The organism is Desulfoprunum benzoelyticum, assembly GCF_014201505.1.
GTDB lineage: Bacteria > Desulfobacterota > Desulfobulbia > Desulfobulbales > Desulfocapsaceae > Desulfoprunum > Desulfoprunum benzoelyticum.
The window spans coordinates 12,450-33,833 of sequence record NZ_JACHEO010000029.1; the positions used below are offsets into that span (position 1 = coordinate 12,450).

Here is a 21,384-nt window from a genome sequence, read left to right on the forward strand (position 1 = left end):
ACCACCACGAACCTGCACCAGCGTGCCTGAGCAGTACTTCATTTTCCTTGGATCTGCCGGCCGCGCCGCTCGAACAATCCAGGAATACACATGGGATCTCGGCTGGTGGGAACTGCGATGCTATCCAGTTGCCGATATCTCGCTCGAAATCATCGAGGGCGCAATCAGTCCACTCCAACCTTCAAACGCGAGAAGAAAAGTAGCAGCACTCCGATCCTTCGCAAAATGGCTGCTCCGCAATGGCGATGACAGTTTGTTTATCGCCCTGTCAAAGGTCATTCCTCCTCGTATTCCCATACGAGTTCCAAAGGACAAAGGCAAAGTGGCCTTCAAGGATCTCTCACGAAAAGCCATTGAAATGACACAAGGTGGCGATCGGCGAGGGATCTGGCTGGGTCTTATGCTCTGCTGTGGCCTGCGCATCAGCGAGATCCAGACCGCGAAGGTTGCCCCGGGGGGTGCTATCAAAGTTCTCGGCAAGGGCAACAAGGAAAGACTGGTGCCGGCGCCGGAGTGGCTGAGGACCGCCCTGAACCACAAGTCAGTCACTCAGAAGGATTGGACCAAGGGAAGAAAGCTGATCTGGGCTGAAATGAAAAAACTGCGAATCCGAAAACCCCATAGCCTTCGCCACACATACGCCAGTGAGCTTGTCCGCAACGATCTTGAGTTGGAACAGGTTAAAAATCTGCTTGGCCATGCGAAGCTCGATACAACCCTGATTTATGCTCGCACAAAATTGCCGGACAACCTGACCATACGCCTGGGGATTGAGGCTGATGCGTGAATGCGGCTGGGTTTTGTTTTAGATGTATAAGTGTTTTGGTGTTTAAATGTAAATGTGTGTGTACTCGTTAACACATTTACCATACACTTTATGGCGCACACCCAAGGGTTTAAATCATGACATCAACTAGGAGTCATATCTCGGAATCATCCATATCCAGATATTCTCGCTCAAACCTAGATATTAAAAATTGTGACATAGTTACCTTGTCACGCTTTGCAAGTGTAGACAGTATCCGCCAGGCTTTGTTGTCCAAAGTGATGTTTCTTTTTCGAACCTGGTCGTTTTCTCTTTTGCGTTTTGCGCGAAGAGCCACGAGGAGCTGTTTCCATTGCTCTTCGTTAAGCCATTTCTCACACCAAGACTGAATGCCTGATTGAGAATCTTCGATCTCTATTTTTTCAAAATCTGAAGAGGCAGTCCCGCCGGAGGGGTGCTCGTCACAAGGCCAGCTTGGATCCAAAAGTAATTTTCGTCGAATATAACTTTTGACCAACCAAGTCTCGCGGGGCGAAAAACGCTTTCTGGAGTTTGCCATGATCCACCTTTTATGGGTTACCTTGTAACGTATTATAATCCTCCCCACTTGAAACGGCAACAATATGTTACCATGTAACGCATTGTCTGTGCATGAACTGACACCACTTGTGTTTTATGTTTATGTGTTTATACATCTTTACTTTTTTGTTTCTATATTTTTATATGTTTATGTGTTTTGGTGTTTTTACTGTTATTGATTTATATGTTTATGTGGATTTATGCGTATACACTTATACTCATATATTTTTATGTGTTTTTGTGGGATCCTGCTCGAAAACGTCTGCATCGCATCAGAACTGCCTGAATGGAAAATCGCAGAGCAAACGATTCTTCAATGCTACAAGGGGCGTGATATCGAGGTGTCTGTCTCGACGGGATACGAGCACAGAATATATCAGGACGGTCCGGTTGATGGTGAATTTGCAACAGCAATGCTGACCGTACCTATCTATTCTCGAAAACAAATACTCGAGAAACAGAACCTGGCACACGAGAAAATCGAACATCTTTCTGAACTGTATGCCGATTATCAAAGCCAGTCAGCCATCGTGTATGCGCTTGATAAGGAAAAAGAGGTACTGCAGAACACCATGATAGACGAGGGTGCTAAAGGCATTTCTGCCTATTACGAGCTTATCAAGGACGTGGAGAAAGCAAAATCGCTCCGTGATTCCGCTGAAAGAAAAATCATAACCTGGCTTGAGCTCTGTGGGTATGTGGCGACAGACAAAACTCCTGGGAAGGGATCACCTTCTCAGTAAACAGATCCGGCCAAGGCTGAAGGAGGGTAGGGGGTTTGTACTGACTGGACGTCATGGATCCGGGAAAACAGCCATCCTTGAAAGGATCGTCCAGAACACACCCGGCAAGGTGGTCCTGGTGAGCGCAGCGAATACCGTGAAAGAAATACTTTCTGACATTTGTCTTACATGGAAACTGGAAGTACAGGACGACAAGGGCAAGATCCGGGGAAGGACAAGCTGGCTCGTGTCCTGGATGGAAAGGGCGGTTCTGAAACAAACAGACGGAATGCTGCTGATCGACGACATCCACCAGGCTCCTCCGGCCCTGCTGCGTAGACTCAAGCTCCTGCGTGACCGTGTAACGATCATTGCCGCAGGGGTTCCACCTTTCAAACGGGAGGAGCTTCGGAGAATTCTTTGGGGCCTGCCGGAGATCCAGGTGAAGCCCTTGCCGACAAACGAAATGACCAGGATCGCAACAGCAGCAGCACCGGTTTTACAAAGCAGAACTCCCGTCGCCGATGCCGTGCATGCGGCCAGGGGTATGCCGGGCCAGCTCATTGCGGCTCTTCGCGGTGAGATCACCCCTGAATCAGCAAAGGTCCAGGGGGAGGAACTGGATCTGTCGCCATTGTTGCTTGTCGTCCTGGCCGGGGTTATCATGCTTAGATATCTTGCTCATGGGCTCGAATCAACAAGCCTGTATCTCCTGGGGGGTATAGGTATGGGCATCGGCATCATCTTCAGATTCTATGTGTTCAGGGGCATGGAAAACCGGCGAAGATGAGAGAGGGGATTTTATGGAAGACGAATCGCATGGCCTTCTCGATGATGATCCCGCCCTCGACTGCACCCCGCTCAATGAGATGGAGAAGGGGAGGGGAGAACCAGGTAAAGGAGGGTGTATGACGATCCTCGTTGTTCTTTTCCTACCGGTAGTTTTTCTCGTCACAAAATATATCTCCTTTTTTTCTTAACCAATGACCGGCCCGACACATATCGCCATCGCTCTTTCCTGTGGCATCGTGGCCGGGGCAGGAAAACCTGCATTGGCTCTGCTGGCAGGTGGAGCAATTCTCCCGGATCTTGATCACCCCCAATCTTTTATAGGAAGAGTTTTCTTTCCGATTTCGCTTCCACTCAATCGGCTTTGCGGACACCGAGGCGCTTTTCATTCTTTCTGGCTCTGGGGGGCATTGCTGCTTCTTGGCTATTTTCTCTGTATGCCTTTGGCCATTATCAGTACCGGCGCCTTACTGCATTGCTTGGTTGATTGCGCTACCGTTTCAGGCGTCAGGGCTTTTGCACCATGGTCTGAAAAACTCTTTGTTATTTTTCGGAGATCCTGGAGGATCAAATCCGGATCCCCCTCTGAGATAGCCGTACTGGCAGTTTTCGGTATGATCGCCTGGGGTGGGGGATACATGGGAGCAGTAGGGGGGATCAGTGCAATGATCGGCCAGCTCACCGGCTCGCCAAAGATCATGTTTGAAGAATATCAAACAAAGGGATTAACGAAGTGCAGAGTGACAGGGAAACTGCGCTGGTCGTCGGGCAAAATTGAAGAAGGGGAGTGGTTGATAATCGGATCTGAGAGGCAGACAGGCCTTGCGTTACAAGGTAACGAGAGAAAGATCATCCACATCCCGAAAGATGGCGTTTTCCTGCGTGCCAGGCTCAAGCCTCAGAAAGATTCCTGGCAGATGGCGAAGATTTCAGGATGGACTGTAACCGATAGTCCTGTCTTTTTTCTTACAGATCAAAAATGGCATTATGCTTCAGCCGGAGATTTTGTCTGGGGGCAGGTGTTGGGAGACAATCTGAAACTTATCATCGATCAAAAGTGATATGATTCCGAAAATATAGAGATAAGAAACATCATCAACATTATCCTCCTTTGTTGTTGTTTTTAAAGTTCTTCTTGTTTTAAGTGTTTTACGCGCCCCAGAACCCTTGTTTTTATTGAGATACAGGTTTTTCAGGTGATAAATATTGTGCGGAAAGTGATAAGGTTTGTGGTGGAAGGTGACAGAAATTGTGGTGAGAAGTGATATTTATTGTGCACAAAGGAGTTATCATTTGTGCAGAGGTGACAAGATTTGTGCAGAAGGGGGCTCATCTCATTTTTGCCTAAAGTAAACTTGTCGTCAAAAGGTGATAAGATTTGTGTCGGAAAGTAGCCTCTTTGGAAGGTTTAATTCGTCAGTTTTATTAGAAGGTGACAAGATTTGTGCTGACGGGGGTAGGGGAGTGGGAAAGGTGACAAGATTTGTGACGGCACCTTCCCAGGTGCAACGTCTCAAACCCTTTTCTGCCTTGAGTTTGGGGGTAACTGTTGGTTAAGGGTGATATAATTTGTGCAGAAAGGTGACAAGATTTGTGATGAGATAATTCGTGGAAAAATAAATAATTAATCGAAAAGGTGATAATGGTAGTTGAACTATTGTCACCTTTTTTTTATGGTGTTTTTATGGATAAAATAACAACCCAGAGAGTTGGCCTTCGCAAGAATGAGGTCATCAAGCACAGCTCGGCTATTCAGATCTCAAACGAGATCAATCTGCTGCAGCGGCAGACGTGGAATATTCTTCTGGCCAATGCATTTGATGAGCTTGAGGAGAAGGAGGAATATTCCATCACCATAAAGGATCTCTGCGGCACCCTGAAGTATGACAGCCGGAACCTGAAACACTTGAAAGACCTGATCCGGGGCCTGAAGGAGACCAACGTTGAATGGAACATCCTGGGCAAAGACGGAGAAGAGTGGGGGATATCCTCGCTTCTTGGCGAAGTCTCGATCGTCAACGGTGTGTGTTTCTATTCGTATGGACCAAGGTTTCGCAAGAAGCTGTACAAGCCGGCCATGTATGCCAAGATCAGCCTCAGCCTTCAGAACAGATTCAACAGCAAACATTCCCTCGCTCTGTATGAGCTCTTTGTCGATTACTACAACGTCAAACGCGGGTTTGGGGCAACGCCTGTTATCCCTATTGAAGATTTCAGAAAACTACTGGGCTTGAATGATAATGAGTACAAATCATTCAAAGCGCTGAACAAGGATGTCATCAAGAAGGCCGTTGAAGAGATTAACGAGAAATCCGATCTCTCGGTACGGGTGGAATACACCCGGGCTAGAAGAGTTGTCGCTGTAAAGTTCTATATCACGGGCAACCCAGATAACGTTATAAACCTCAAGCCTCTTATAAACGCCAATAAACAGCTTTCTCTGCCACTACCTGCATTCGAACTGGACAACATGGAGTTGTATAAGGTCCTGACAACTGAATTTGGTATATCGAATAACAAGGCTACCGAGATCCTGAAGAGTAAAGATGAATTTTATATTGAAGAGGTTCTGGACACCGTTCGTGACTATATCAAAAAGGGCACGGTTCAAAATATCCCTGCCTTCACTGTTGTGGCAATAGAAGAAGACTACCGCCGCAAGACCCCAAAAGCGGAAAAAGAAAGAGAGGCCAGAAGAAAGGCTTTGGAGGCGGACAAAGAGACGGAATTGCTCTCTGCAAGGCAGCAGGAAGCCCAGGAACAGGAGCTTTTAGAGAGAGCTTTGTCACAGTTTGAAAAACTGGAGGGGGAGGAAAGGGCAGGGGTCCTGGCTGAATTCCGTCAATACCTGGTTGATACAGGGAACAAGATTGTGGTGGGTCGGTTTGATGCCGAAGGAGTAGCACCTGGTGCTGTTGAGGCGATGTTTGGGGTGTTTTTGAAAGAAAAGGTACTGAAGTTTAAGTAGTTGAAAAATATACCCATATTCACACGGAGAATATGGGTGTGCAAAGGTTTTTCCTTGCTGCGGTGTAGTTGCTGGTCTATCGTGTAGGTAACATACCCGCCATGCTTCCACCCTCTGGGTAAGCACACTTTGGCGGGGTTTTTATGCCCGGGGGATATAATAGTGGGCATATTCTCCATACGCCCTCTCTCCATTGCTGAACATCTCGCGTAATGAAAGCCGAGGATTGCAGATCCTCGACCTCGCCAAAGTTTCTCGTTACCTATCCGTTATTAGCCATTAGGGTGACAATGTCACTACATCCTTTACAGTTATAGCAGTACATCGTTTACACTTTCGGGCAGGATCTTTCCTGTCAAACAAAGAAAGGTCCCATGTCGTGGAATGGGAAAAACGATGATGGGGCAAAATTGAGTTCATCAATGAACAGCGATCAGGAAATTTCACTCTATCTGAACTCTGTCGACATTTTGAAATTTCAAGCCAAACTGCCTATAAATTCATAAAAAGATACGAAACAGAAGGTATTGCTGGCCTGGAGGAAAAACAGCGATCACTACATGACCATCTGCTTTACGCGGAATTCGGGGGCATCTCTCCCTTGGGGTAATCTCTTCATGATTGCACCTCCTATTGATCATAATCAAACCTTTAGTATCGAATTTTTCAGCCTACATTAAGCAAATGACATAATGCTGAAATGGTACTAATAGTCCGTGGACTTATAGTCCTCTCTGGGCGACTATGTTTGCATGGAGAGAAGAGAGCAAAATCCCTACAAATTCGGAGAGGCTGTTCGTAACTTTAGAACGGCTGCCGGGTTGACTCAAGAAGAACTTGCGGACCACTCTGGCCTTGACCGCAGTTACATCGGTGGGATCGAAAGGGGCGAGCGCAACCCTACCCTCTCTGTCATCGAGAAAATCGCCGAAGGACTTGGCGTAACCTTGGCTGAGCTCTTCTCCAATTCGGGTAAGGGGTCAGGGGCGTGACATGCTGAGGTTCCCCAATCCCGGTTCCACTATTGATAACTTCGTCAGTGTCTATAGCGCGGCTTTCGAGCGTCTGAACGGGTACACTGTAAACCTTGATAACATTGTTTCGGCGGTGGTCGCTGCTAATTTGGCAACATCGTCCGGCTACATGGGCGAGAAAGCGGTGGCGCGCTCGACAAGGGCCGATCGTAGCCGTGACCCTCTCTACAACCAGCTTAAAATGTATGCGGAACTTTTCCGCACGCTGGGGTGGCTGCACCCTATTCCGCAAAGCGCGCTGAACTTTACTTTTACGCTGCTTGGCAAGCAAGTGGTGGCAGCCGGGCGCGATTTCTGGCCGCTGCTAGAAGAATGTGTGTTGGGTATCGTTTACCCCACGCCAATACTCACCGTGAGGGGCGATTTCGACCTCCGACCATTCGCATTTATCTTGTGTGTGATGGCGGCCTGTGATGGTCACCTCTCGCGCGATGAAATGATCATCGGACCGCTTAGTGCTCCCAGTGATCGCGGACAGGCCAATCTGGATTCAGTGGTAGCGACAATCAAGGCCGCACGAAAAAGCGCAGCTGATACAAACAGCTCCGTGGCAGCCGTATCGGTGGCTCGAAATATTCAGGTAAATACGCTGCAAAACTATACTCGGTGGCCGATTGCCCTGCTGCGGGATTTGGGATGGGCGACGCGGAGACAAGCGAGATTTAGAGATGGGCGCAAATACCAAACCTTTTATTTGACAGAGAAAGGCCAGGCGCTGGCCGATCGGGTCTTTGCCAGCGTCGATCTGCGTGTCAATGACGCAGCGCGACTCACACCTGAAGAGTGCAAGGCTCTTGCCGTTGTGGCACACTTTAGGATGCTGGAACGCTCCGGCTTTGACATTGCGCCGGTCGGAGGGCGTCTTGCAGATGCGGAAGCTGTGGTGGTCCCAGTGCTCGAGCGATTGGGTACGGATGGACGCAATCTGCTGTTTTCGCCGTTCCAGTCCCTCTCGCTCGGCGAAATTGCCGCCGCTTTCCCTGTGCATGCGCAAACCGAACAATTCGAAGAAGGCGCAAGTCGGGCTGCAGTGGCGGCGGCACCGGATGGACGCGATGACCGCTCTCACCTGTTTGTGCCTCCGAATATGGTTGCAGCGGAAGAGGCTGGCTCGGGCGGTCCAGACGCGCTGCGCGTAGAATTAAACGGACTGCTGGAAGCACATGGAAGTATCGAAGTCGCGGCTGCGGTTTTCGCGGAATACCACGCGAGGGACACACAAGTCGCGTTCTACCCGCTGGTGACGCACCTGTTTCAAATCCTCGGCTACAAGAGTGATTATTCGCGTGCCGGAGTGAATTATCAGCGCTGGGACGCCTATGTGATGGTCGATGGCTGTGCTCTTCCGATCGAAATCAAGTCACCGACCGAGGAAATAATGCTGTCTACGAAGGCGGTTCGGCAGGCGCTCGAAAACAAGGTAATTCTGCTTTCGCGGGGAGGGTTGGAGACGCGCCCCGAATTGGCGAGTTTAATTGTCGGCTATCGCCTTCCAAACGAGCGTGGTGAGATGTCGAATCTTATTGACGACGTGTTTAAAGCCTTTAGTCTGCGTCTTGGTGTGATCGACTTGACGACCCTCGTCCACCTTGCACTACGCGCCATGCGCGATGGCGTATCGATTGACGACAGGCAACTCAGCCAGCTTCGGGGGTTTCTCGGTGTCTGATTTCGTTGTTCACAAAGGCCGACGGGTAAAAGGGACGTTTGCGAGGCACTACGGTGCAGATGTAACGGATGTGTATTACGTGCATGAGGAGCGAACGGCGGTCATGCTGGCTGATGGACGTACGGGAGTCGGAACGTGCCTCGGATGCGGTAACACCCCTTGCATGGAAAAGAACGAAAGTGAGCTGACGCTGTTTGGCGCACTCGATGCCTTCCCCGGTGACCCTAGCCACGATGTTTGCCCGACGAGGGCAATCCGCTGGGATGGCCAGAACTCGGTCGCCTTTGTCTTGACCGATGATTGCATCGGTTGCGGATTGTGCATCAGCCGCTGCCCGTACGGTGCAATCAGCCTGGAAGATGGGCTGACTGCCAGCGTTGAAGCGGCAGACCCTGCCGGGCTGGCTATCACGGGGCCGGCAATGGGCGAGCATCCAGAAGTGAACCGAAGCGGACAAATTGCAACACTTGATGTGCCCGCTGCCGCCAATCTCCCGGGAAAGGTGGGGGCGCTAGACGATGGCCGGACGACACTCTTGGTCAGGAACCTTCTCAACGAAGTTGGATTGAATGCTCGCACTCGGCGGCGTGGAGATACCAACGTGCGTATCGACGCTGTCGGCTTTTCTCGCAGCGAAAGGCCGTTTGTTGCGGAGATTGAAACCGGCACAGGTGTACTGGAGTCTCCGCGTGCGCTTATCGAAGACGTTGCCGTGCTTCACTCCCGCTATGACTATCCAGTCGATGAAATCGACCCAGTCAGCATCATCCTGTCATTTCCGAATGTGCGCTCGGAATACTATCAGGTGGTCCGCGACATCGAGAAAGTGCTCGGGTTACGTTGCCGTACCATCACGATCGGGGCTCTTGTCGCGTTACTATGGCATTGTGCGACACTCGATGGATTCGACGGTGACGCCTTCACCATTGGTGAAGGGACAATTGACCTTGCCGAATGTCTCGGCCTTGACGACGCGAAACTTCCAGAACCTTATCCGGGCGCGTTTAGACCGGTAAGGTAGAGGCCAAATCCGCCTGCTCCGAACTGTTGCTATCCAGCGCATCGATGATGCGCTCACGTGCCATATCAATGTAATCAGAATTAAGCTCGAAGCCGAGATAGGTTCGCCCTTCCATGACGGCGGCTACGCACTCGCTACCGCTGCCCGTGAAAGGAACCAGAACAGTATCACCAGGGTTGGAGAAGTGTTTGACGATCCTTCGGGAAATTGAGAGTGGTTTTTGGGTCGGGTGTTTGACCTTCTCATCGCGAAAGCGTCGCCCGGCAAGCGTGGGAAATGACCAGATGTCCCCCGCCATACGGCCCTCCGGATTGGGTTCCCACACCTTGCCGTTCTTGATGATCTTGTGTTTCAGACGTTCCTGACTTTTGTAGGGCTCGCGGATGGGTGTGTAGATGTAACGGTCCGTTTTGGAGAACCAAAGCAAGGGTTCATAGGTTGCATTGAGAGAACGCTTCCCATATCCGGCAAAGCCGTTCTCATAATGCCAGATGATCTGGCGACGATATATTAGACCCATCTCCAGCATCATACACTGAACCCAGCAAATATGATGGTGGATTCCGTAGACGAAGATATTACCTTCATCGGAGAGCAGGTGTTTGGCTTCCTCAAGCCACGCACGCGTCCAGTCCCGCCATTCAGCCTTACGTTCGGTTTCTTTCCACGGTCCAAAATCCTTGTTCAGATTGTAGGGAGGATCGGCAACGATCAGGTTGAAGGAACCGGGGGCGAGGGATTTCATCCCTTCGACACAATCGCCATGAATAATACGCGAGTCTGACATTATTTCGGTTTCTGTAAAATCAGGATGAATTGGTTATGGATGTTTGGAACGTAGGAATACGGATATCCGTAAGGAAACACCTTCTTGTGGCGCTGATATAGGACTTTGAGACCACGCATTTCCATGCCGTAAGACTCAAGCGCTTGCGCTAAGTCGGAATGGAACATGATGTATTTGGACTTGTCGCGAAAATCGCTAACAATGATTGCCATGTAGCGACCGCGTTTCAGGACGCGGGAGCACTCACCGAAAATCGCTACCAGCTCGCGGAGGAAGTCGTCATAGTTCTCAATCTTGGCAAGGTCGCGGGTATCGGTGCCGTAGTCCTTAGCGAGTCCCTTCTCAAGGCGCTCTTGGCGCACTTTGTGGTCCTCCTTTTTGAGAATGGACCAATAGGGTGGACTGGTCACGACAAAATCCACACTCTCGTCCGGAATCGTCGGCAAATGATCGCGGGCGTCGCCTTCCAGGATGTGTTGGCCATCCACGGTAGAGAACATGTTGCGGACCTCGGTGGCTAGTCGTTTGCGTGACAGTTCCGCGAAGTCGTGATTCAGCTCAATTCCAATGCCGTGGCGTTCGTCGATCGCACACGCCTTTAATGTAGACCCTATGCCTACAAAGGGGTCGAGGACTGTGTGCCCCTTCTTCGTGAAGAATCTTATGAGACGGCCTACATCGGTGAAGGAAAATGGCGCGGGATGCTGACGCTCAATTTGCGCATCGGGATGGCCTGCACCAAGCCCCTTTTGGTTCCAGACAGAAACCGTCTCGGGAATCCACTCCCGAGCAGTCAGATCGTTTAGCTTGTTACGCGGGTCAACGGTGGCTGGAAGCTCATCGGAAACACGGTTGTTGACTTCAATCGACGTATTCTGCCCAGCATTTTTACGCGGGCGGCCCCGTTTCTTTACAGGCTGAGAAGCGGCGTCTGTTTCTTCAAAGAGAGATTTATCGCTAACTTTCATTCTGTTCCTACAATCTGTTCCCTGAGACGTAAAATCTCAGCACGATCATAAATACGATAGCCGTTAATTGGGTGGCGTCGCGGTGTGAATTTCCCGCGCCGATCCCAATTACGCAGTGTCGAAACAGACACACCCAGGAGGCTTGCGGCTTCCGTAATGGTGAGGTGACTATTTTTCTTTGTTGTTTGTTTCATGGCTATCAAACCATCACAAACCTTATTAAACATTATCAATACACTTGAGGCAAGAAAAAACTCAGAATATCATTTTGCTAAGTTTTTTGTTTGTTTGATTCTCTTATAATCCAATCCACACTTCACCAACTGAAATCCTTCAAATAACTTTCTCTTATCCACCCAAGTATAGCTCATTTGCCTGATGCCATTCTCTTGCATTGCTTTGTAAATATTGGTAAAAAGGTGTTGAATTCTCCGAGAAAGGATTGTTTTGGCTGAAGATAGAAGAGAACGGCTCCACTACCAAGAAAGGGATCAATATAACGGTTGTATATGGAAGGGAATAGATCTGCATGGTTGGCAACGAGCTATTGTTTGTCGCTTGCCCATTTAAGGAAAGGTTTTATTTTCTCTCTGCAAATCTGAAGTCAAGGTTGTCTGAAAATAATGTGATATACATACGCAATGCTTGATAATCATCTCTCGTCCAACCACCTCAAAATCAATTCCTCAATAAGTTGAGACTTATCCAACTTCTGCCCCATTCTCCTTCGTTTGACCTGCTCGGCTGCCAGAGCAAGGGTAAGCCGCTCAGCCGTCTCCTCGTTCAAGATGATATTGGTTCGAACGACATTCCCTGTTCTTGGGGTTGGCCTGCCGCCTTTATTGGGTGAAGGGGGCAGCGCTGCTGCTATGGGTGTTTCTGCAGAAGGCTGTGGATCTGGAGTAGGTGAGGGTACGTCCACTCCCGCGGCCTTCTGTACAGCCTCACCAATATTGGAGATGATCTTCTTCTGTTTCTGAGGCAGGGCCATGGCGCTCTACTCCTTGGTTAGCTTGACAATTTCCTGCGCGATAGTTTCCATGTCTATCTCCGCTTTTTTCGCCTGGGCGTGGAGCCTGTTGTTCCCTTTGACCGAAGCTGAATATTCTGCGAGAGTCATTCCTTCTCGGCTGAAATTTTCGAACACCGAGCGGAAGGGAAGGACGCTTCCCAGGCAGTCGATCTGCTCAGGCATGATCCCACGGAAGTATTCCTGAATATTCTTTGTATTGGTCTGCGGATGAATGAAGGTGGGGACAATATGGAAAGCTGCTTTGTTCTCCCTCAGACTCTCTTGGATGACCGGCCAGAGGTTGCGGCCAAAGCTGGCCTCGTCGTTGGTGGACGTCCTCATTGGGATGAACACCAGGTCGCTCAGGTTAAGGGCCAGCTTTGTGGCGAATCCGCCAACAGACTCACCGGGAACATCGAGAATGACCGCCGTGTTCTCCTCAACGATCTTCTCCAGCTTGCTGGTCAGAACCCCAAGGTCCAGCCCCACAAGTTGATGAAAGGCGACGTTTTTGAGAGCCCGCTTATTAGCAATGCGCTCTCCGATCCAATCAGCGAGGGTTCCCTGTGGATCGATCTCAACCAGGGCTACTTTGCCGAAGGCCTTTGCAAAGGTCTTCGAGCAGGCAACCCCCTGGGAAAGGGTGGTTTTCCCGGTGCCGCCTTTAGTTTGGACAAAAGAGAAGATCGGCATGTTCAGGTGTATGTGTGTTTGGGTGTATAGGGGTTTATATGTATAAACATATATATGTATAAATGTATATAAATCCGTGTGTTTTTGTGATTTAAAGTATAAATGTAAATGCGTTTTTACGCAAGAATGCGTTTAAGGCCTGTTGATGGAATCGAACCTTTTCGAAAAGGCTTTCCTTGTGGGAAGTTGCCTGATGGGGGAGTGGCTTGCGAATTTTCATGACAGGATCGTACCTATGTCAGGCAAATTTACATCGTCAAGGTTTGAGCTGTCCCAGTTCCGATATACCGCACAATGCCAAGACAGAGCAAGGTGTCTGCAAGCGCTCGGTGTATTTGATTCGGTACTGTAACCTGGCAGTCAGCTGCGGCTGATGAAAGTTTGACGAACTTGTGGTTGTGGGTATGGTCCTTGTACATCTGCATGACGCAGCGCCAGTCAGCAGAAGGCGGAGGTAGGCGATACAGCCTGCAGGACTGGTCGATAATGCGCGAGTCAAAAGCGGCATTGTACGACAGGATCAATCTTCCGGTGAGAAACGGAACGACTTCGAGGTACACATCCCGCCAGCAAGGGGCATCGTCAACCATCTCGTTGGTTATACCATGCAGAAGGGAAACTTCTTCGGGTATCGGATTGACGGGTTTGATTAAGGTATCAACCAGCACCTCACCCCTGACATTCACAACCGCCAGTTCAACGATTTCAGCGTTTTCATTAAGTCCCGTGGTTTCGGTGTCGAGGAAGAGGGGATCTGCGGCCAGCCACTTGCAGCATGTGTCGGACATATCAAAGCTGAGAAGTTCTTTCTGTATCCACTCTTCTATCAGCATAGGTTACCTCTTGAGTTAGAGTTCGAGTTTCATATACGCATCCCTGATCTCGTCAGGCTGGATGCAAAGATAGTCGAGCGTCTGTTTCTGGCTTGCGTGGTTGAACATCACCATTAATTCAGGAATAGACGTGTTCAACTGTACTCGCTGATGATACCCAAATGTCTTACGCAGGGTGTGGCTGCCAAAGTTTCCTTTCAGATTTATTGCCCGGCACCACGATTTGACCAGGCGATTCACGGAAGGGACGGTCAGGACCTCACCGCGCTGGCTGAAGAAGAGGGGAGAGTCGTCCGGGAGAGGGTTGGATACCAGCAGTTCCTGGACGGTCGTGGCAGCAGACTTGTTGAGAGTGATCCGCCGCTGCTTGCCGGTCTTTTTCTCCTTCAGTGTGATCTCGTCACCGGGTTTGCATTGGCGGACCTGGCCGGCAGTGAGCCGGAGCAAATCGGATGCCCGAAGGTTGGTGTTGATCCCCAGGACAAACAAACAGAGATTACGGGGGTTGTCGGCCAGCAGTTTTTTGATGGATTTGATATCCCGGATTTCGCGGATCGGTTCAACCTTGATCGTCGAATTTTTCTTGGGGTGGTTTGGATTTCTGGTCATCGAGGGGCCGAGTGTGCTGTATTGTATGTTTGCTAACTTATAATAGATAATATCATTAAACTTAGCGAGTAAGCAAGCGAGAAAATCAGTAGCAAGTGAATTTATCGAAATAAGTTGCTGTTTTTGCTGAGAAGTGAAGGGATTGTGACTTGCTAACTATTTTACATTAGTTAGCAAGTTGTTTGAATTGGGGATTAAAGTTGGTGAGCAAGAATCACCAACATTTAATCAAAGAACTGTATAAGGTTTGGATGGTTACAACTTCAAGTCATTATAGGCGTTATAAGCCTATGCTAATACAATTGGTATGATAGGACGATCTTGTACCAAGAATCTGTGTTTTATCTTCATTTAACTGCACATAATAATGATAAAGGTGTTTCCTGTCTATGGAGTATAGGATCTTGTTCATTGTATGCCCAATTTTCTTCTCCTTAGAGGGGAAAGTATCCGAATCAATTGTAACAGAATTGAAATGAACTTCAAAAAATCTTTCATCTTTCAAAGTAAAACTACCCATTTCAACCAAATCATACATCCCAAGATGATCGTAGTCGTTTGTTGCTAATCCAATTTTAAATATCATTGGATACTTATTATTGTTATATTCATAGGCCCATCTTGTCTGAAGTAAATCGTTGCATTCGATACGGAAGTTCATTTTTTCTGAAGCAGTACCGTTTTCGTATAAACTCAGAATAAGACAATTTACAGTTAATATGATGAGAATTCGTACCATATAAAACACCTTATAATCCAATCTTCTTTCTAATATTGCTGACAGCTGCTTTGGCGAATATGAACAAAGAAAAGCCCTCTTCAAGCCACTTGAATGAGACATAACGTGTCAACTTGTCAGGACATTCTGAACTTCAACAGTTAATTTTAATTTATAGATTGTCATCTATCAGCGATGATATCTTTTAGCAATTCCATGTCAGATTTGAGAAGTGACTGTCTATAGAATCTTTCATCATTGAGCGACCAAGATTTATAATTTTTCTCTATTTGATCAAGAAAATGTTTCAATATCGCGAGGTTTTTAATCTCAACTCCAACCTCTAAAGAGCCAAGGTATAACCATGTTCTATCTTCATTATATACAGTAGGATATGACCTTGATGAAAGGAATGGAGATCTCTCTTTGTATTCCTGAAATTTCAATTTATTAAAATATTTGTCCCAATCAGGCTGTTCGCTCATAGTTTTTGATCCTCAAAAAAATTAACAATATAGAAAACAATTACCCAATATTCCTGTCTTGCCGATATTGGGCGGTACTAATACCCTGAAAAATGAAAATATGGAATGATGAAATTAAGAGAGCAAAAAAATTACTTGGTCGTCATTCGATCTGAATTACTGTCCCGCAAGGGGGCAGGTGAATAACGGTACCCTTATGGAAGGTGTTTTGATGATGAAGGTAGAAAGCTTGGCGTGTCGTTTTCCCTTGGGCTTGGATCCGATCTGATAAAATTATAAAAATTCATAAAACCGATATTATATTGACCAAAGTCAACTTTGGCTTGAATAGATAGAAACGCTTCGTGCCGACCCAATCATTTTGTAAATTTGCTGTTCCAGTATGCAACGTAGGCCTTATACGCCTTCAGATCGGTCAAAAACTTCATGTGCTGCTCGACGCCGAGTTTGTACGCAATAACCTTCTTTACCCCCATCATCCGCGCTTTCTCCGTCCTGTGGTTGCCGTCAATTAAGTTGAACCTGCCAGGAGAAATTTCCGCCAGTATGATCGGCGTAGAGACCTCCACTGAATCCAGATGCGATTCGTTGACAGATGAGAACTCACCATAAAAAACTTCGTGATATTGAATTCAAAAATCCCGTTGGCATAGATCTCATCACCAACATCAACAGGACAGGGGCAGAAGTTGTCATCGATTTCCATCAATACCCTTTCCCCTTGCAACTTTCGCAAACAACCTCCGTTGAATCGTCAACCCATCTCCGCCCTGATCCGGAGCAAGTCGAGCAAAGAGGTTTGGCACGGTTTTCCACGTGGTACCGCTGCCAGCTGTGCCACAATTCTTCAAAAATCCTATCACCGTTGGCAATCAAGGTGTGTGGTTCAATATACAACTCCACCCTTCCGCGGATCACATCAAGCGCGGCTTTATAATTGCTTTTGTCCAGAACACACAGATCAACAATGTTCAATTGCCACGCATCTCCGTTATAGGCACTCAACAAGACCTGGGCGGCGACTCGACTGCCTCCCGTGTCTCCCTGGGCCAATTTCACGAGTTTCGATACCGCCTGGCCGTATGTCTCTTTATCGATCTTTTCCATGGTTCGCCTCCATGTAGCGATAATATGTTGGTTTGGTGATCGACATCACCCGGCAGATTTCGGCTACCGTGTGTTGCCGGCTTGCCGACATTTTCCGCATGGTCTCAACCTGGCTGGCCGTCAGCTTCTCTTTACGGCCACCCTTCCGCCCTCTTGCCCGCGCAGCGGCAAGCCCGGCGTTGGTCCGCTCGCGGATCAGGTTTTTTTCGAACTCGGCCAAGGCGCCGAAGATCTGGAAAACGAGCTTGCCGCCGCTGGTCGTGGTGTCGAAGCCTTCCTGCAGACTGACGAAGCCCACCCCCCGGCCTTCCAGGCCCTCGACAACTTCAATCAGGTGCTTGAGCGACCGGCCCAACCGATCCAGCCGCCAGACCACCAGGCTGTCATCAGGGCGGACATAGGCCAAGGCCTCGGCCAGACCTGGCCGGTCAGCCGTGGATCCGCTTATTTTGTCTTGGAAGATCTTTTCACAGCCCGCAACCTTCAGGGCGTCAAGCTGCAGTTCCGAGTTTTGATCAAGGGTGCTGACTCGCGCGTAGCCTATTTTCATTCTGCCCCCCGCCCGGGTATTCTGACATACTTCCGGCCGCCTCCTTCGAAATTCCGGTGCCTGAAACAATGCTCGCCGTCTTCCGTCCCCAGATATTGCCAGCACTCTCCGGTTACCGGTTCTTTTGCCTCCGGGCCACCCGGCAACAATTGCCATGCGCGATGAAGCTCCACACTATCCGCATCGAGCATTTCCCAAACCATGTTTTTCTCCCAAGTAAAGAAATCCGTTTTTTGATAGCATATCTTTACTTTGATTTATTTACCATATTTATTTACTATTCCGAGCGTTAAAAAGGCCGGGATGGGTTGCCGGCCTGATTCGTAAAGCAAACCTTCGTTTGGTTTACTGGTTAGGTCGGGCTATCCAACGATTCTTGTCTGGGGAGATAGTTCCTGAATTTTTTTGGAAGCACCCCTTGGACAGTCTGTTAGCATGAGATGATTCTGAAGATACGAAACAAATACAGGAATCACCTCAATCGGAACAAACAACAAAATACATTAAGTTAGCAGGGGCAAATCTTCAATCAAAGCTTGATCTATACCATCGTGGTATCTTTCAAGTTGCCCAACACACTGGCTTTCTGTATAACATCACAAATGGCGAGATGTGAAGATCTGTTGAATTATTTGTTGAGCAAAAATAAATACGAAATGAGAGAACGATGAAAAACCAGAAACAAACTATCAGAAAGTTGGTTGGATTTCTTAATAATGCTGAAGAGGACGGCGGTTTCTGGCTTCCCAATATCCAACGGCCATTCGTTTGGAGTGAAGAACAGATCTGCCGTCTATTCGATTCCATTTTGCGTGAATATCCTATAAGCACCTTGTTGGTTTGGAAAACCACAAGTGCTATACGACGTCGAAAATTTATTGATAACTGGAAAGATACATTGCGCCTCAGCGATTTTTATGTGCCGGAAGACAATAGAAAGAAGAATCTTGTTTTAGATGGTCAACAGCGCTTACAAAGCCTTTTTATCGGCTTGTGTGGCAGTTACGAAGGAAAGGAACTGTATTTCGATTTGCTAAGTGGCGAAGTTGCTTCACCCGATGATATCAAGTACAAATTCAGCTTCCTTAAATCGTCAACAGCTTTATTTCCATATGTGCGATTTAAGGATTTGATTTTCACAACGCGCAAGAAACGTGAAGTTCTTGACACCATTAAACTGCAAGCTGGACGAGAGTTAACTTCAAACGAGGAAGACAAAATTGGTGACCATCTTGATCTGGTTGATCGAACCTTCAAAATGGATGAAGCAGTCACATATCAAGAGCTTGATAGTATTGACAATCCTAATTTATACTCTGAAGACGATGTCGTAGAAGTTTTCATCCGTGCTAATTCTGGAGGGACTAAGTTGGGCAAATCCGATTTGCTCTTTTCGTTACTCAATGCAAGCTGGGAAGTTGCCGATCAAAAAATGGAAGATTTACTTGATAGCCTTAATAAACATGGCTTTGCTTTTGATAGGGATTTTGTGTTGAAAACGTGCCTAGTTTTGTTAGATCATGGTGCTCGCTACGAAGTATCAAAATTCCGTAAAAAGGGGGTCCGCGAAAACATAGAGGCACAATGGGAGAACATTTCTGCTGCTATTCGGGATATATCAGATTTTGTGCGTAGTAAAACATATATTCAATGCGATAAAGCTCTACCGTCATACTTAGCACTTATCCCCTTGGTTTATGTGAGATACCATTTTCTTGAAGCTTGGAAAAAAGCAAAAGAAGTCGATCAATATCTGCTGAGATCATTGTTGACAGGGGCTTTCAGTGGTCAGTCAGATAATCTCATTGATGCCTTGGTCAAAAAGCACCGCGAGCTACAAGGATTCGATAGTTCGGAAGCCTTTGCAGTGATTCGTTCTCAAGGGCGTAGTCTAGAACTAACTGAAGATCGTTTCTGGCAAATGGGATATGGTTCAAAAACTATCCACCTTCTGTTCAACATCTGGTATCCGACTTTCACACATGTGCCCGCTTATGACAATAACTTGCCTCAAATCGATCATATTTTTCCGAGAAGCCGACTGGAACAAATTAAGGTACTCAACCCTGAAACCGGCCGACAGGTGATGAAATATCGTGAAGATGCCAGAAATCAGCTCGCCAATTGCATGCTTCTTACCAGAGAGGAAAACGGAGCAGGATGTAAAAGTGATACACTGCCCGCTGATTGGCTTTCTGGCAAGCCCAAAGAGTACCTGGAGCTCCATCTCATACCGCAAGAACCCTCGCTTTGGCAAATGGACCGATACGATGATTTCTTGGAAGCTCGAAAGCTGCTCATACGAGATCGTTTCAGGTCTCTGATTGTTTAAGTGAGAATCGTTTAACCAGCGCCGAGATCGAGGAAAGCAAGATGGCACTTGTCCATCTTCAGATCGGGTCGCGATCTCTACATCTAACTCAAGCAGGAAAAGACACGAGATGCTGTAGTGATTTTGGGTGCCATTTCCCTTTATTTATTCGACTTTGTATATGTTCTTTATATTTATTCGGGGCAGGCGCATTTTTCATGCGGTGGCGGGTATTGTTGCAAAAAAGACAAGCAGCGACAATGTTGCTTCTGTCGTTACCGCCTCCATCACAGCGGGCCACAAGGTGTTCCGCTGTGCATTTGAATTTTGCGGCATCCGATATCGATATTGAATGCTTGCGGGCAAAGCCCTCTTGGTCATTCAGCCACATCAGACTTCCGCAATAATAACAACGGCCTGCTTGTTTATGAAATGCCTCAAAACGCGGTTTAACGATTGGACTCGGCATGAGTAAGCTCCTAAAGTGTTAATAGAAGCCCGCTCACTTTTATAAGATGAAACGGGGATCCAGCCGGGATTCCGAACTGGCACGGCGAATTCTTTTATAAGAATAACGCCCAATAACGCAGTCTTCAAAAGAACAACGCTGGTTTATTTCTACTGCATTAGATAGGAGAAGTCAATAATTTGGGACTTTCCAAGGAATACAGCCCGCACTGCTCGCTTAGAGCAGGCTGTATTCCTTGAGATTAGTATCTAATATTAGAACGGGACTTCCTCACCCGGCGGAAGAACACTCACCCCTTCCCGTTCTGCCCGTTCCTTTCGCTCACTGACCACCAGCCATCCGTTCCAGTCCGGGCCGACCGGCACCGTGTCAATCTTGATCGACCGCTTACCTCCCTCCTTTTCCAACAGGATACCGCACTTCAACCAGCTTGCCTTGCCTTCGTGTTCACCGCGTTTGTACAGAATGTCATAGATTATCATAATCGTTTTCCTCCATTGCCATGCGCTACAGTGTAGCGCATGGCATTTGAATTATGCCGCCTTGAGTATTTGCTGTCTGAGATCCGCGCAGAAACCGACCAGTTCTTTCCGGTGATCGGGCTGCAGCCTGTCAAAATCCGCCCGGTGCTGCCGGCCCCAATCATCGAGATAAAAGACCTGCTCTATCCCGCTCGCCTCAGCCTTCAAGGATGCAAGCAGCCCCTTGCTGATCTCCTCGGGATCTTGACCCGACTCCAGCCAGTCCCGTAATTCCTTGCCGGTGTCGACAGTCGGCACAAAATGCCGGCCATCGAAAAGGCTGGTCCTGTCCTTGCTCGCCGTGGCGATATGGCTTTCGAGCGAGAGATCCAGGACCACGGTAAATTCGTACTCCATCCCCTCCCGCTGCTCGGGCTTCAAGCCGATCTTCTGCGGGGCCTTCTTGCCGTTTGCCCCTTCAACCACCTCCCATACGGTTTTTGTCCGCATGGTGCAGATTATATGGCAAGGACACTGCAGGATGGCGTCTACCAGGGCGTTATGTTCCGGCGTAACCTCACGCCAGGCCGCCCAGGAATTGCCGCTTCTCTGAGCCTTCGTGGCGAGGTCGTGCATGTCCAGTACACCACCTGAACCAGCCCAGGCATGAGAAAGAGAATCAATAATGATAACCTCGGCACCCTCCCCTGCCGCGGCGTTGATATATTCCCGGTACCTGGCCGGCGTGAACGGTTGCGCGAGAGGGGCATGGAAGAACTCGGGGATCCCCGGCTTTCCGGTTTCCAGGGTCGCGCTGTCCCGCTCGGTGTCGA

Annotated in this window: 26 protein-coding genes and 1 pseudogene; 11 read left to right on the forward strand and 16 right to left on the reverse strand. The window is 48.3% G+C overall.

Annotated features, from left to right (window positions below):
* The first annotated feature begins 22 nt into the window (after window positions 1–22).
* A complete protein-coding gene (locus HNQ81_RS17960; protein WP_337833468.1) occupies window positions 23–787 on the forward strand; it encodes a tyrosine-type recombinase/integrase in 765 nt (254 codons plus the stop codon).
* Window positions 788–920: 133 nt separating this feature from the next.
* On the opposite strand, the gene HNQ81_RS16165 is transcribed toward HNQ81_RS17960, so the two are convergent.
* Complete coding sequence (locus HNQ81_RS16165; RefSeq protein ID WP_183352347.1) at window positions 921–1,325, reverse strand: hypothetical protein; 405 nt, start codon at window positions 1,323–1,325, stop codon at window positions 921–923.
* A 220-nt stretch (window positions 1,326–1,545) separates the two neighbouring features.
* Between HNQ81_RS16165 and HNQ81_RS16170 the strand changes: the two genes are divergently transcribed.
* From HNQ81_RS16170 to HNQ81_RS16210, 9 genes are all read left to right on the forward strand, one after another.
* On the forward strand, window positions 1,546–2,088 hold the full coding sequence (locus HNQ81_RS16170; RefSeq protein WP_240191794.1) for a hypothetical protein: 543 nt from the start codon (window positions 1,546–1,548) through the stop codon (window positions 2,086–2,088).
* Entirely contained in the window at window positions 2,042–2,857 is an 816-nt protein-coding gene (locus HNQ81_RS16175; RefSeq protein ID WP_183352348.1) for an AAA family ATPase, read from the forward strand. Before HNQ81_RS16170 ends, HNQ81_RS16175 begins: the two co-directional genes overlap by 47 nt.
* Before the next feature lie 13 nt (window positions 2,858–2,870).
* Complete coding sequence (locus HNQ81_RS16180; RefSeq protein ID WP_183352349.1) at window positions 2,871–3,047, forward strand: hypothetical protein; 177 nt, start codon at window positions 2,871–2,873, stop codon at window positions 3,045–3,047.
* A gap of 3 nt (window positions 3,048–3,050) precedes the next feature.
* Entirely contained in the window at window positions 3,051–3,917 is an 867-nt protein-coding gene (locus tag HNQ81_RS16185; RefSeq protein ID WP_183352350.1) for a metal-dependent hydrolase, read from the forward strand.
* A gap of 623 nt (window positions 3,918–4,540) precedes the next feature.
* Window positions 4,541–5,824 (forward strand): RepB family plasmid replication initiator protein, encoded by a 1,284-nt coding sequence (locus HNQ81_RS16190; RefSeq protein ID WP_183352351.1) that lies wholly within the window; start codon window positions 4,541–4,543, stop codon window positions 5,822–5,824.
* Between the two features lie 418 nt (window positions 5,825–6,242).
* Window positions 6,243–6,434 carry a helix-turn-helix domain-containing protein gene (locus HNQ81_RS18205; protein WP_353740493.1) on the forward strand — a complete coding sequence of 64 codons (192 nt, stop codon included), beginning with the start codon at window positions 6,243–6,245 and terminating at the stop codon, window positions 6,432–6,434.
* 142 nt (window positions 6,435–6,576) lie between these two features.
* Entirely contained in the window at window positions 6,577–6,816 is a 240-nt protein-coding gene (locus HNQ81_RS18210) for a helix-turn-helix domain-containing protein (protein ID WP_183352352.1), read from the forward strand.
* A 1-nt stretch (window position 6,817) separates the two neighbouring features.
* Window positions 6,818–8,527: a hypothetical protein gene (locus tag HNQ81_RS16205; RefSeq protein WP_183352353.1), complete on the forward strand. Its 1,710-nt coding sequence runs from the start codon at window positions 6,818–6,820 to the stop codon at window positions 8,525–8,527.
* Window positions 8,528–8,690: 163 nt separating this feature from the next.
* Window positions 8,691–9,548, forward strand: coding sequence for a 4Fe-4S binding protein (locus tag HNQ81_RS16210; protein WP_183352354.1), 858 nt, complete (start codon window positions 8,691–8,693; stop codon window positions 9,546–9,548).
* Here the strand turns inward: HNQ81_RS16210 and HNQ81_RS16215 are convergent.
* From HNQ81_RS16215 to HNQ81_RS16270, 12 genes and pseudogenes are all read right to left on the reverse strand, one after another.
* Window positions 9,532–10,293 carry a DNA-methyltransferase gene (locus HNQ81_RS16215; RefSeq protein WP_183352355.1) on the reverse strand — a complete coding sequence of 254 codons (762 nt, stop codon included), beginning with the start codon at window positions 10,291–10,293 and terminating at the stop codon, window positions 9,532–9,534. The genes HNQ81_RS16210 and HNQ81_RS16215 overlap by 17 nt on opposite strands.
* Window positions 10,294–10,334: 41 nt before the next feature.
* Window positions 10,335–11,303: a DNA methyltransferase gene (locus HNQ81_RS16220; RefSeq protein WP_205240313.1), complete on the reverse strand. Its 969-nt coding sequence runs from the start codon at window positions 11,301–11,303 to the stop codon at window positions 10,335–10,337.
* On the reverse strand, window positions 11,300–11,497 hold the full coding sequence (locus HNQ81_RS16225; protein WP_183352356.1) for a MerR family DNA-binding transcriptional regulator: 198 nt from the start codon (window positions 11,495–11,497) through the stop codon (window positions 11,300–11,302). Before HNQ81_RS16225 ends, HNQ81_RS16220 begins: the two co-directional genes overlap by 4 nt.
* Window positions 11,498–11,670: 173 nt before the next feature.
* Window positions 11,671–11,817: pseudogene (locus tag HNQ81_RS18215) on the reverse strand (DNA adenine methylase); the annotation flags it as partial.
* A 138-nt stretch (window positions 11,818–11,955) separates the two neighbouring features.
* Window positions 11,956–12,294 carry a hypothetical protein gene (locus HNQ81_RS16235; RefSeq protein WP_183352357.1) on the reverse strand — a complete coding sequence of 113 codons (339 nt, stop codon included), beginning with the start codon at window positions 12,292–12,294 and terminating at the stop codon, window positions 11,956–11,958.
* 6 nt (window positions 12,295–12,300) lie between these two features.
* On the reverse strand, window positions 12,301–13,008 hold the full coding sequence (locus HNQ81_RS16240; protein ID WP_183352358.1) for a ParA family protein: 708 nt from the start codon (window positions 13,006–13,008) through the stop codon (window positions 12,301–12,303).
* Between the two features lie 248 nt (window positions 13,009–13,256).
* Window positions 13,257–13,841, reverse strand: coding sequence for a 3'-5' exonuclease (locus HNQ81_RS16245; RefSeq protein WP_183352359.1), 585 nt, complete (start codon window positions 13,839–13,841; stop codon window positions 13,257–13,259).
* 15 nt (window positions 13,842–13,856) lie between these two features.
* Window positions 13,857–14,450, reverse strand: a complete 594-nt coding sequence (locus HNQ81_RS16250; protein ID WP_183352360.1) for a site-specific integrase — start codon at window positions 14,448–14,450, stop codon at window positions 13,857–13,859.
* 900 nt (window positions 14,451–15,350) lie between these two features.
* Window positions 15,351–15,653: a hypothetical protein gene (locus HNQ81_RS16255; RefSeq protein WP_183352361.1), complete on the reverse strand. Its 303-nt coding sequence runs from the start codon at window positions 15,651–15,653 to the stop codon at window positions 15,351–15,353.
* A gap of 356 nt (window positions 15,654–16,009) precedes the next feature.
* Window positions 16,010–16,222 carry a ParB/Srx family N-terminal domain-containing protein gene (locus HNQ81_RS17410; protein WP_205240314.1) on the reverse strand — a complete coding sequence of 71 codons (213 nt, stop codon included), beginning with the start codon at window positions 16,220–16,222 and terminating at the stop codon, window positions 16,010–16,012.
* A 136-nt stretch (window positions 16,223–16,358) separates the two neighbouring features.
* On the reverse strand, window positions 16,359–16,760 hold the full coding sequence (locus HNQ81_RS16265; RefSeq protein ID WP_183352362.1) for a DUF7673 family protein: 402 nt from the start codon (window positions 16,758–16,760) through the stop codon (window positions 16,359–16,361).
* Window positions 16,744–17,310 carry a recombinase family protein gene (locus HNQ81_RS16270; protein ID WP_183352363.1) on the reverse strand — a complete coding sequence of 189 codons (567 nt, stop codon included), beginning with the start codon at window positions 17,308–17,310 and terminating at the stop codon, window positions 16,744–16,746. The genes HNQ81_RS16265 and HNQ81_RS16270 overlap by 17 nt, the downstream gene beginning before the upstream one ends.
* 667 nt (window positions 17,311–17,977) lie before the next feature.
* On the opposite strand from HNQ81_RS16270, the gene HNQ81_RS16275 reads away from it, so the two are divergent.
* A complete protein-coding gene (locus HNQ81_RS16275) occupies window positions 17,978–19,642 on the forward strand; it encodes a DUF262 domain-containing protein (protein ID WP_183352364.1) in 1,665 nt (554 codons plus the stop codon).
* Between the two features lie 88 nt (window positions 19,643–19,730).
* Here HNQ81_RS16275 and HNQ81_RS16280 read toward each other — a convergent pair whose 3' ends face one another.
* The 3 genes from HNQ81_RS16280 to HNQ81_RS16290 all read right to left on the reverse strand — a co-directional run.
* The gene (locus tag HNQ81_RS16280; RefSeq protein WP_183352365.1) at window positions 19,731–20,090 is read right to left on the reverse strand and encodes an HNH endonuclease; all 360 of its coding nucleotides are present in this window, start codon (window positions 20,088–20,090) and stop codon (window positions 19,731–19,733) included.
* 254 nt (window positions 20,091–20,344) lie between these two features.
* Complete coding sequence (locus tag HNQ81_RS16285; RefSeq protein ID WP_183352366.1) at window positions 20,345–20,572, reverse strand: hypothetical protein; 228 nt, start codon at window positions 20,570–20,572, stop codon at window positions 20,345–20,347.
* Between the two features lie 51 nt (window positions 20,573–20,623).
* A partial coding sequence (locus HNQ81_RS16290; protein WP_183352367.1) for an AAA family ATPase occupies window positions 20,624–21,384 on the reverse strand: 761 nt, incomplete at its 5' end.